Source organism: Mageeibacillus indolicus UPII9-5 (genome assembly GCF_000025225.2).
Lineage (GTDB): Bacteria > Bacillota > Clostridia > Saccharofermentanales > Fastidiosipilaceae > Mageeibacillus > Mageeibacillus indolicus.
This window is the reverse complement of sequence record NC_013895.2, coordinates 527869-539328: the sequence shown is the minus strand read 5'-3', so window position 1 is coordinate 539328 and position 11460 is coordinate 527869. Positions and strand designations below refer to the sequence as shown.

The window sequence follows — 11460 nt, the reverse complement described above, 5'->3', positions numbered from 1 at the left end:
ACTATTTGTCTTGTGTCGGTTCTTTCTTTGCTTGTGGTTGAGCTTTGAATGAACTAGAATCCTTTGTCAGCACAATATCGTCTGCCTTGATATACCAGTCAACATCTGCTCCTTGATAGGTGGCAGTAGCAACGGTGTCCGCAATGGGATTGATAAGTTCCACCCGTGCGTTATAATCAAACTCTTTCAAAGGCACGCTGGCAGGAATACTTACTTGAATCATGCGTCCTTGTCCTTTGGATTTTAAGTCATAGGTACGTTCCTTGATTTCATCTGAAACCGACCCGTCTTCATTTTGGATTCTCACTTCACGACGTAGAGCAGAGAATTTCAATTCTCCAAAAGTCGTGTCTTTATCTAATACAATGCCATTTGCTAATCTCATCATTTTTCCTCTCTTTCTTTATTCTTTTATCATGTCGTCAGCATGTAAAAGGTAATTTGTAAAACCACGAGTGCCGATTTTGTAGCCCTCTGCGGTAATACGTGGATTGACTAACTTCACACGTTCCTCAAAGCCGAAATGTTTTTCGCCAGCTTCAGCAGGAAGCACCACCACAATATCATCTGCTCTTTGAACATCAGAATAGAGATTATAGCTTCTTGATAAGACAGTTAGCCGTCCGTTGATTCTTCGCTGAACGACTTTATCCTCGCCAGCAAATTCTAAATTGCCGAATGTTTTTTCCATGTTGGGAATCACAAATTTAAGTTCCATATTTTTACCTATCCTTTCTTTTTTATTGGCTGAATGAATGTTTGATGGTCTTAAAGAGTGGGGAACGACCTTTTGATTCTTGATTTTTTGTTTTCATAAGTTCACTTCCTTTCAAAATCGGGTAAAAAAATAGACACCTCATTTTTTGAAGTGTCTACCTATTAAATATTCAAATTTTATTGGAAGTATCTTTATATCTTCACTTTTCAAGGATAAATCGTCGTATCAAAGCTCATTCATAAGTAGTAAATTAGTAGTAAATTGAGTGGTTTTGACCTTGATAAAGTGTGATAAGTCCAGTTTTTATGCGGATAACTAGATTTTTATGCTATTTTTCTTTGAATAATTTTTATTTCCCCTTCAAATATAAACTTCGTTCTTTCGAATCCAATTGATGAAAAAATGAGTTGCGTATAATTGGATGAATTCTCCAATATATATTCAATTAAAGCTTGTTCTTTATCATAATCCATCTCTGCATTCTTAGGGCTGTCCAGTACCATTGGCAACTTCAAAGATTTTTTATTAAAGCATGTTTTAATATTATTAAGGATGAAATACCATATAAGTGTTGAAATAGGTTTATTACTTCCACTAGCACAAAAAACACGATTAATCGCTTTATATTGTGACTCATCCAATTCATTCAATCCGAATCTCAACACTTGTCTATCCACCATCTCATAATACTTTTTATTAATATAAGCTTTTATTTCCGATACTTTTTTTAGTTCTTCTTCGATATTTTCTATTCTATCTTTAAGTTCTTCTTGTAATTGCAATTCATTAAATAATTCCAGATTCAAGCTATTATAAAGCTCATTTAATCCCATATAGCTGGTATAATTTTTGATTTCTTCCTGAGCAGAATTAATATTTTTCTTATATGATTCCAATCTATTTGAAAACTCTCTATAACTACTCTCAATTTGGAAAATTTCTTTTGAAATCTTTTCTATATCTTCGTAGATGCTGTCACTTATATATAATGAATCCTCTATTGAATTATATCTTTTGCTCCTAAGATCAGTGGTATCATTCAAAACTTAATGACATTCAGGACAGATATCCGTCTCTAAAATAGACTTTATTTCTTTTTCTTTATTATTTTTAAATCTCTCAATTTGGTTCAATGCAATCTCTAGCTCATATTTCTCATTTCTTAAATTAGTAAGCTTATATCTAAACGCATTCATAGAATTCAATATATCGTTATATTCCTTTGATTTAATAGAAAGTTCTCTTTCTAGTTCTTGTAAATTTTCAGGAACAACTACATTCTCTAATAAATTAGATACTTTTCCCTTCATTTCATCCGCTTTTTTATATGAGTCTTTAGACTCATTAATGCGTTCAAATAAATTTTGTTTGCTTTTAACACGCTCAAAATAGTTCTTATCATATATTCCAAATTGAGAGTAGATTACATCAGGTTTGAAATTTTGATATTGTCCTAAACTCTTAAAAGAATTGAAATTAGTTCCATCATAATAGTCTTGATCAAGGAAATTCATCACATATGTATACGCAGGTGGAGCAATCTCTAACTTCTCAGTATTTCTATTCGGCAAAAATATTTCAAAAGACCAAATTTCACCTAAAAACTCTGATAACTCTGGCCTAGATGATGTTTGAAATAATATCTGAATAAGATCATTAAATACCTTAAATAACTTTCTATGGCGATATATAAAATATTTTTTATTATCAACCATAAACTCTAAAAGATATACTTTGTCTTCATTTTTCCATTTTTTATCGAAGTGGGCATCAGCTCCCATAACATGATATAAACTACGCAACAATACCGATTTTCCTCTATCTGTTCCATCAATACTGCTAGACGTAACAACATTTACTCCTTCTTCAAAGCTTGTAACAAAAGCTTTTTTAGTTAAAATATCAAAAATGTATATTTTTTTAAAAATTACATTCATTAAATATCACCTCCATCTGTGTATATATAAAATACTAATAAGTAAAATACATTCTTCATAATTTGTGTATATTCCATCGGGAATTTTCCGTCAAATATTGGACTTAAAACACAAAAAAGTTCACCTTCACTTTTAATCTTATCTATATTTCCTTTAATATATTCAAAAACTGATGCCTTTAATACATTCAAATCATAACTATGATCAATTTCTAGCAAATTAGTTAAGGCTTGATTATACATTCTTCTTTCGGCTGGATATAAAGTTTTAATGTAATTTTTAGCTTGCTCAATACCAGTTATAGATTTTTTTCTATGAGATTCAAGCATTTTATTAAACTCATCTTTAGAAATCCCCTTTAACTCTAGAACATCATTATAATTAGTTATTGCCATCTCATAAGAAGCTTTTTTCTGGGCTGTCTCAGATACTAATCTATATAAAGCGTTCGGATTATTAGGCTCTTCATTTTTAATTTCTTGAAAAGATTCAATTAACTTTCCAATCAAAGCGTAGTGAGGATTTATTAGATCTATACCTTCACAAATATAAAAAACATTATCAAGAACAACATCTGACAAATTCAGTTCTTCTTTCAATTTATCTTGAATAAAATCTATTACTGTTTTATCCAACTCCCCTAAACATATCTCTTCTCTTAGGTCTTCATTCCTAGCAATCTTCAAATGTTTATTACAAACCACAGCCAACTTCACGTTTTGATTAGGATTGTATAGGGCATATAATGTTCCCAAAATAGATTTACTATTTTCTTTTCGATTAGTCAGTGTTTTAAAGCTATGATTCCCACTATTTTTTGTTTTCACCTGATAAAAATCTAGACCATTTTCATAATGTAACTCGATGTCACATTTGAAATCAAACACGACAGTATAGTCATCGTACTGCTTATATGCATCAATTAATTTGCTAATACCCCACAATAATTCAACTCTAAATCTATTCTTAGTTCTGCTACCTGCTAAGTCTAATGGCAAATTCATATAATAGTCCGAATATTCCATATAATGCACCTCTCTTCTTAGTTATCATATCTACACCATCTACATAACGGAGCCTTGATAATCTCTAATTATTTTCCTCTAAATTACTATCTAATCTTCTACACACTCCAGTATTTCCTCAATATCACAATCCAAAGCATTACAAATTCTAAGCAAAATATCTGTGGTAACATTCTGTCCATTCTTTATCTTATAAAATGTACTTTTACTGATATTTGTCTTCTCCATCAATTCATTATTAGTCATATCCAAATCTATAAGTTTTTTAAACAACTTCTTATAACTGAAAGTTCTCATCCTTTTTCCTCCATTCATCAAAATATAGAGTAATAATATTATATCATATTTTTTCTGTTTTTACATCAATATATTCTCTTTCCCAATACTATCGTATGTAAAAAAGAGCCGGTGCAGTCCTAAGACTACACCGACCATATATTTATCTCTCAGTTTCTTTTGATACTTCTTTCTTTTCTTTAGGCTTTTCCTTATCTTCAGCCTGATATTTTTTAATGGCTCCAAGCACAGACTCTTTCTTTTCATCTCGACCTTTCATCTGTTCTTTTGCCTTTAAGAGCTTTGAAGAAAGTATCCTGATGTTAGTATGTTCCTTGCCGTTATCGTCAACGGAAGTTCTAATCTGTCCAAAGAGTTTTACAAAATCTCCCTGCTTAAAGTCTTTTGGAATATCACCATTTTCTCCGTATGCGGAGCAATTATGATATACCTTATTGCCCTCATCATCTTTAGATGCCACAGAGAAGTTTACTACTTGAAAGGCTTCGCCGTTCTTATTTTCTCTTTCAACTACATCGATCTTTCCTACAATATTTCCAACGATATTGACAAGATTATCTTTCTCCTCTTGAACATAAGGAAGATCTTTAATCTGCCCCTGTTCTCTTAAATCTTCAATCATGTAATCAAATTCCTCATGCAGTAAATTAACGGTGTCATTGTCCATATAAGCGTCATATAGCTTGTCTAATGTACTTTCATCGCTAATTCCTTTTTCCATGCTGATAACCGCCTTAACAAAGTCTTTGTGATTGTCATTTACCATATCTTCTATTTGATTTCTCATTGTTTTGTAATCCATGTTTTATCTCCTCGTATTATTAGATTTGTAGTTTTTATAGACCATCAGCAAGGTCTTATAATCTCTAACAGACGCTGTGGATTAGTATTTACCTCCTAACGCATAGACGTCTTAAGAAAGGCAATAACCACAGCCGTTTGTTTAAGCGGTAATTAGTTAGATAACGCATGACGTTTTATGTAGCACGAGGTTACGTGAGAACAAACAAGTCTGCGGGGCAATACAGTGTCTAATTTTTTACTGGAGGTCTGCTATGTTTTACGCAGGAATTGATGTAGCCATGGATAAACACGCCTGTGTTATCCTAGATGCTAATGGCAAGTGTTTCATTGAAGTATTTACCTTCAAGAACAGTCGTGACGGTTTTGAACAGCTCATGTCTGAACTAAAATCACTAACCCGTTATCGAGCGACCCTTGTTGCCGATTGCTCTAGTAAGCGCGTTAAGGCTCTTTTGCTGCCAAGAAACTCACTCGCGTTCTCTTTCATTTGGTGAAAGCAAACGTTGCCTTTATTCCTCTGGCTTAAACCGCTACCTTATACGACTTATTTGCCAAGCACCTCGTGGTGCTTATTTCGTTATGCAATTATCAAGGTTCTTTTTATCCGATTTGCATTTCTGCATTTTCATGCTTTTTCTTCTTGACTTTTAATAGTTAGTATTTCTTATATAAAAAAGCGACCAAGAAAATCTTGGTCGCTCCACATTCGTATAACACTCATATGATTCCTAAAGAACTAGCTCTACAATTAGATAATTCACCTTATTTGTACGCTCTTCCGTTTAAGGAAACTAGAGAATCAAATAATTGCGTTTTCTCTAGAATACTCTCAGTGGGAGTTCTTTCCGTTACTGCAAGTTCTTTATACTTACTAGTAATTCCCTTAACAGCTTCTAATATCGATGGTTTAGAAACCTTGGAATCGCTTTTCCTATACTCTTTAATTAAATCAGAAACTGCAAAAATCCCTAATTCCTTAAATTTCTGAGTTCGCTCAGAATCGTTCAAAACTTCGTTATTACTGATCCTTTCAACATTAAACCTTGTATTGTTTACCTTTTCATCATAAGCCATTCTAAACTCTAATGAATTTTTCCAACCATAATCAGAATTGTAAACAAACTTTTCACCAGTTATGTCTTCAATAGCCATAGCTAGAATATATTCATAGCATCCAGCATCTCTACTATCATAAATAGTATCGTAAAGAGGTTTAACTGCCTTCAATCCTAGCTTCAATATTCTTTGATAGTTTTCCGAATTCTTAATGAACTCTCCCGGATGTGCCTGCATAGCCAATTGTGGATTAGTCTTCGTCTCAGTTTCTATTTCCACCCTCAGCTTATTCATAGCTCCATTTATATCATCTGAGGTTTCCGCATAAACTACGTTTGCCGGCATCACTTTATGAGATATATTCTCACTATTCTTTGATGCTTGACTATTTTCAATACTAAAAATTCCAATAGATACAAATAGAACCAATAAAAGTACAATTCCTAACGAAATATACGTTTTTTTCTTAGACATAACATTACACCTCCTAGGGTTCTAATTTACAGTGTATTTGTACTACACTATCGTAGTATGGTAACATTAGCTTAACATATGATATTATTTTATCAATGTACGAATTCATTTTCACTTGCATTTTGATGATCTACAGCATTAGTGCTGCAACATTCAACTTTTTTCCAGACAAATAATGCTCATACGCAATATCTGCTGGTAGAAAACGAACCTCAATATTCTGCAATCCAAGCCCATGAAGCATCTGCAGGGACACTTCACCTTTATCCAGAATATCACTGCCTTATTTTCTTGATCGCTTCTTGTCACTTCTAAGAATAGTTTGTGTATAATAAAGACGTGTTTTATGTACGAAGACAACTCTCCGTTTCGTTAATTAAATTATCTAAAATCTGATTTCGATTGGCTTTAGCGGAGACTTCATCGCGCATGATGAAGCTGATAAAAACGTTATGCCGGCATATCAGCCGCTTCAGTAGTAAGACTGAATAAAGGCGAAAATGTAAACACAGAAACGATACTGCGCATCTGTCAATATCCTGCCTGCGGTATTGGCGATATTTGCGAAGTGAAACAAGTAAAAAACATTGAGGTGAAGTAATGAAAAACATATTTGAAACGGTAGCAGACTTACTACTTACAAATAATAAATATAAAGCCGAAGATGGTAAGCTTCTTAAAGCTGTTGTTTATAGTGATGTTATGGCAATGAATGAGAATTTGCTGACCCTTCTCCTCTCAAACAAAGACGTAAAAGAAACCTTCTTCAAAAACGTTCAAGGCATGCTCGTTTTTGATAAGCAAAAGTTTGCTTGGTTCATGGAATCAAAGGAATTTCTGCCTGACTCTTACACGGCTTACACGAACAAAATTGGGCTGACTCATAACGGTAGTTTCATCTCGCAAACAAACGATGTTGTGCTTGATTTTCCTTACAAGGATTGTGTATTGGAAGGCGGTCAAGATAAAGATGATCAAAAACGAAGTGAGATTTTCTATAACGAAACAATCGCGAGTGATGAAATCTCGCGTATGCTTGCTCCTAAAGTCTTCACGAATGCTAAACGTTATACAGCGGTTGGTGAGAAAGATTTAACTGGAGAACTAGACCCTAATACTATTCATGTTGAAGAAGAAACAGGAATAACTTTTAACGATAACGATAATTTAATTATCAAAGGAAACAATCTTATTGCCTTAGCAGGCCTTCTTAAACGCTACGAAGGCAAAGTAAAGTGCATCTGTATAGATCCACCTTACAACACTCAAAATGATAGTTTTAACTACAACGACTCATTCAACCATTCCACATGGCTAACCTTTATGAAAAATAGGCTAGAGATCTGCAAGAGACTACTGGCGACTACTGGTAGCATATTTATCATTCTGGATGACAATGAGTACGCTTATTGTAAGGTCTTAACAGATGATATTTTGGGCAGAGAAAATCACAAAGCGACTTTTATTTGGAATCATCGAAAATCAAAGCAAAATGATATAGACATCTCTCTTTCTCACAATTATGTTATGTGCTATATCAAAGAATCTTCTACAAGACTTTATCCATTGAGCGTTGATGAAGAAGGTTTTTCTAATCCTGATAATGATCCACGCGGTCCTTGGAAAGCTGATCCATTTGATGCTCCTAACATACGTCCTAATTTAACATATGCTATTACAAACCCAAGCACAGGAGATCAGCACCTTCCACCGAGTGGGAGGCATTGGCGATTTTCTCAAGAGAAATTCGCCAGTGCCTTAGAAGACAACCGTATAATTTGGGGGAAAAATGGGAAAGGTCGTCCACAATATAAGAGATTTCTTTCTGAGGCTAATCTAAAAGGAAATAGCATAAATACAATTTGGGATGATGTAGATACAGCAACAAGTGCAACAAAACACTTAATGCAATTATTTGACACCAAAAATGTTTTTAGCACTCCAAAGTCAGAATCTTTGATTGAAAGGATAATTTCTATATCTACTAACGAAAAAGATATAGTTCTTGATTTCTTTACTGGCTCTGGTACTACTGCTGCCGTTGCTCATAAAATGGGACGCCGATACATTGGTGTTGAACAAATGGATTACATTCAAGACATAACTGTTGAACGTTTGAAGAAAGTTCTTGAAGGCGAACAAGGCGGTATTTCTAAAGCTCAAAACTGGCAAGGTGGTGGCTCTTTCGTTTATTGCGAGCTTAAAGAAGACGCGAACACGCTTATTACCACTATTCAAAATGCAAATGAAGATACTATTGAAAGCGTAAAAGCTGCTATTTACGCAGATGAGCGCATTGTGCCTTATCTTACTAAGCAGGAACTCGCTTATGCGGATAAAGACTTTGAGAATCTAACATTAGAAGAAAAGAAACAAGCACTCATAAAGCTTGTAGATAAAAATAAACTCTACGTCAACGCTTCAGATATGGATGATGAAACATATCAAATTAGTGATGCTGATAAAGCCTTTACGAAGTCTTTCTATGAGGAGGCATGATCCATGGCTAAACCATTCTTATACGAAAAACTCGATACGCTTAAAGAGATTAATGAGCTTGCACCTATGCCAGATATTATTGAGCATAGTTTATCTCAAAATATTGTTTTGCGAGAGTATCAAAAAGAAGCTTTCCAATATTTCGTCACCTATTTTGAAAAAGATGGTTTGCGTAAAAATAAGCAGATTCATACTCTTTTTCACATGGCAACAGGCTCCGGTAAAACGGTGATGATGGCAGGGCTTATCCTCTATCTTTACACAAAAGGCTATCGCAAGTTCCTCTTCTTTGTGAACCAAACGAACATTTTGAAAAAGACGGAAGAAAACTTTTTGAACACGCTTTCATCGAAGTATCTTTTTTCTGATAATCTTTCCTATCTTGGTACGAAAATTAAAGTGAAAAAAGTAGACCGGTTTAGCGATACGGCTTTAGATGATGATATTGAGCTGCTATTTACTACCACGCAAAAGTTACATACAGATATGTGGTTTGCTAAAGAAAATGCGCCAACTTACGCTGATTTTGAGAATGATAAAATCGTTTTTATTTCGGACGAAAGCCATCACATTAATTCTGATACGAAGAAAAAGACTAGTACTGAAGAGGATGCCGAGAAAAGCTGGGAATACACGGTAAATCGTGCTTTTAGTTCCGATAAAGATAGTGTTCTACTGGAATTTACCGCAACAGCTGATCTCAAAGATAAAAACGTACTTGCAAAGTATACTGATAAAATCGTATACAACTATCCACTGGAGCGATTCCGTGCAAGTGGCTATACTAAAGACTTCCAGAATTTTGCAACCGATACGAACCTCTGGGATCGCACGCTTATAGCTCTTATTCTTAGTGAATATCGTCGCTATCTTTTTGCGGACTTAAAACTGAATATTAAACCAGTTATTATGCTTAAGTCACAAAAGATTAAAGAATCTGAAGCTTTCCATGACGAGTTTTTCAAAAAGCTAAATCAGCTCACGAGCTATGAGATTAAAGCTCTGCAAAGTGCGAATATTCCGCTTCTTTCTAAGGCTATTGCTTATTTTGAGGAAAAAGATGATACCCTTGAAAACCTAGAGCATAGTCTTAAGAACTCTTTTGCTGAAGATAACACCATCATCATGAATGGATCTTCAGACGATAACGATACTAACCAAATTAAAGTGAACTCACTCGAAGACAAAGATAATCACATACGCCTTATTTTTGCTGTTGACATGCTCAACGAAGGTTGGGATGTATTAAATCTTTTCGATATTGTGCGCTTGTATGATAGCCGACAAAGCAGTGGTAAAGCAGGTCAGATTGGCTCATATACGATTAAAGAGGCTCAGCTTATTGGTCGTGGAGCACGCTATTGTCCGTTCATATATGAAGGCGACGTTGACCTTAAATTTAAGCGCAAGTTCGATGGTGATCTTACCAATGACTATCGTATTTTAGAGACGATGCTTTTCCATAGTCTGAACGATTCGCGCTACATTGCTGAGCTGAAACAGGCACTTATTGCTACTGGTCTTCAACCTAAAAATCCAATTACTCGTGAATATACGCTTAAAGAAGAATTTAAGACTTCTGAATTTTACCAAAAAGCATATGTCTACTCTAATGAACGATTGCCTCGAGGTCGTGCGAATATTACAACCGTTGAAGATAGCTTGAAAACAAAGATCTATCACTACACACAAAAGTCAGTGTCCGGCGGCATCGTCAATCTTTTTGATACAAATAATCAGGCAGAGGAAACTGAAAACAAGCAATCAACTAGTAACAAAGCAAAGATAACATCCTTCTTCTTTAAGGATGTTGACTATAACATCCTATCGGGTGCTGCTACTTGCTACACAGAACTTCGTTTTGACGTGATTAAAGATAAATACCCAAATGTTTCCTCACTCAAAGAGTTTCTCACGTCCGAGGATTATCTAGGGAATTCAATGTTAGAGATTACCCAAACTGGTGATATTTTAACTGGTAAAGACATCTTTGCAGCATCTAAAAAGGCAATGGGACAAATTGCCTCTTACATTGCAAATATTAAACAAGAGTTCATTGGCAGTACCGTATTTAAGCCAAGAATGCTAAAAAGCGTTCTACACGATAAAAAGATCTCTCTTACTGCTATACAAGAAAATGGTGGACATGGCGATTCACAAAATATCTGTGTCAATGAAGACTACCGTCTATACCTGACGGATGAACCTTGGTACGTCTTCAATGACAATTACGGGACAAGCGAAGAAAAACAACTCGTTAAATACTTTAAGGCTGTTATTGAACCAAAACTTAAAGAAAAGGATCTCGAGTATTATTTGATTAGAAACGAAAGAATTCCTGAACTTGCCATCTACTCCTTTACTGCCGGTGAACGCTTTGAACCTGATTTCTTACTTTTCATTAAAAAGAAGGACGTTTCAGAGATTAAGACATTACAAGCCTATATTGAACCGAAGGGATCTCAGCTATTGCTGCAAGATGCATGGAAAGAAAAATTCTTATCTCAAATTAAAGATGAGCATAAGATAACTGATCTCTTCGGACACGGTTACACGCTCCTTGGCCTTCCATTCTTTAATCAAGAAAATCGTATGGCTGAATTCAGTAAAGCCGTAGATAAGTTAGTAAAAAAGCTATAAGGAGGTAGTG

The 11460-nt window shown here is 34.6% G+C and carries 12 protein-coding genes; 4 read left to right on the top strand and 8 right to left on the bottom strand.

Annotated elements, in window-relative coordinates; translation table 11 throughout:
• Nucleotide 1: 1 nt before the first annotated feature.
• From HMPREF0868_RS02430 to HMPREF0868_RS02405, 7 genes are all read right to left on the bottom strand, one after another.
• A complete protein-coding gene (locus HMPREF0868_RS02430; RefSeq protein WP_001234286.1) occupies nucleotides 2-385 on the bottom strand; it encodes a YdcP family protein in 384 nt (127 codons plus the stop codon).
• Nucleotides 386-403: 18 nt separating this feature from the next.
• Nucleotides 404-718: a YdcP family protein gene (locus HMPREF0868_RS02425; protein WP_000420682.1), complete on the bottom strand. Its 315-nt coding sequence runs from the start codon at nucleotides 716-718 to the stop codon at nucleotides 404-406.
• 323 nt (nucleotides 719-1041) lie between these two features.
• Nucleotides 1042-1761, bottom strand: a complete 720-nt coding sequence (locus HMPREF0868_RS08545) for a hypothetical protein (RefSeq protein WP_012993125.1) — start codon at nucleotides 1759-1761, stop codon at nucleotides 1042-1044.
• A gap of 3 nt (nucleotides 1762-1764) precedes the next feature.
• On the bottom strand, nucleotides 1765-2655 hold the full coding sequence (locus HMPREF0868_RS08540; protein WP_012993124.1) for a hypothetical protein: 891 nt from the start codon (nucleotides 2653-2655) through the stop codon (nucleotides 1765-1767).
• On the bottom strand, nucleotides 2655-3680 hold the full coding sequence (locus tag HMPREF0868_RS02415) for a DUF4297 domain-containing protein (protein WP_012993123.1): 1026 nt from the start codon (nucleotides 3678-3680) through the stop codon (nucleotides 2655-2657). The genes HMPREF0868_RS08540 and HMPREF0868_RS02415 overlap by 1 nt, the downstream gene beginning before the upstream one ends.
• A 90-nt stretch (nucleotides 3681-3770) precedes the next feature.
• Nucleotides 3771-3977 carry a helix-turn-helix domain-containing protein gene (locus HMPREF0868_RS02410; RefSeq protein ID WP_012993122.1) on the bottom strand — a complete coding sequence of 69 codons (207 nt, stop codon included), beginning with the start codon at nucleotides 3975-3977 and terminating at the stop codon, nucleotides 3771-3773.
• Nucleotides 3978-4119: 142 nt separating this feature from the next.
• A complete protein-coding gene (locus tag HMPREF0868_RS02405; protein ID WP_012993121.1) occupies nucleotides 4120-4779 on the bottom strand; it encodes a single-stranded DNA-binding protein in 660 nt (219 codons plus the stop codon).
• Between the two features lie 253 nt (nucleotides 4780-5032).
• Here HMPREF0868_RS02405 and HMPREF0868_RS02400 point away from each other — a divergent pair, with 253 nt between their 5' ends.
• On the top strand, nucleotides 5033-5275 hold the full coding sequence (locus tag HMPREF0868_RS02400; protein ID WP_034574694.1) for an IS110 family transposase: 243 nt from the start codon (nucleotides 5033-5035) through the stop codon (nucleotides 5273-5275).
• A gap of 268 nt (nucleotides 5276-5543) precedes the next feature.
• Here the strand turns inward: HMPREF0868_RS02400 and HMPREF0868_RS02395 are convergent, their stop codons facing one another.
• Complete coding sequence (locus HMPREF0868_RS02395; protein WP_012993120.1) at nucleotides 5544-6311, bottom strand: hypothetical protein; 768 nt, start codon at nucleotides 6309-6311, stop codon at nucleotides 5544-5546.
• Between the two features lie 460 nt (nucleotides 6312-6771).
• Between HMPREF0868_RS02395 and HMPREF0868_RS08765 the strand changes: the two genes are divergently transcribed.
• The 3 genes from HMPREF0868_RS08765 to HMPREF0868_RS02385 are packed head-to-tail and all read left to right on the top strand — an operon-like array spanning nucleotide 6772 to nucleotide 11450.
• Nucleotides 6772-6912 (top strand): helix-turn-helix domain-containing protein, encoded by a 141-nt coding sequence (locus tag HMPREF0868_RS08765; protein ID WP_081470303.1) that lies wholly within the window; start codon nucleotides 6772-6774, stop codon nucleotides 6910-6912.
• Nucleotides 6912-8810, top strand: coding sequence for a DNA methyltransferase (locus HMPREF0868_RS02390; protein WP_012993119.1), 1899 nt, complete (start codon nucleotides 6912-6914; stop codon nucleotides 8808-8810). Before HMPREF0868_RS08765 ends, HMPREF0868_RS02390 begins: the two co-directional genes overlap by 1 nt.
• Nucleotides 8811-8813: 3 nt before the next feature.
• Nucleotides 8814-11450 (top strand): DEAD/DEAH box helicase family protein, encoded by a 2637-nt coding sequence (locus HMPREF0868_RS02385; RefSeq protein ID WP_012993118.1) that lies wholly within the window; start codon nucleotides 8814-8816, stop codon nucleotides 11448-11450.
• The last annotated feature ends 10 nt before the right edge of the window (nucleotides 11451-11460 follow it).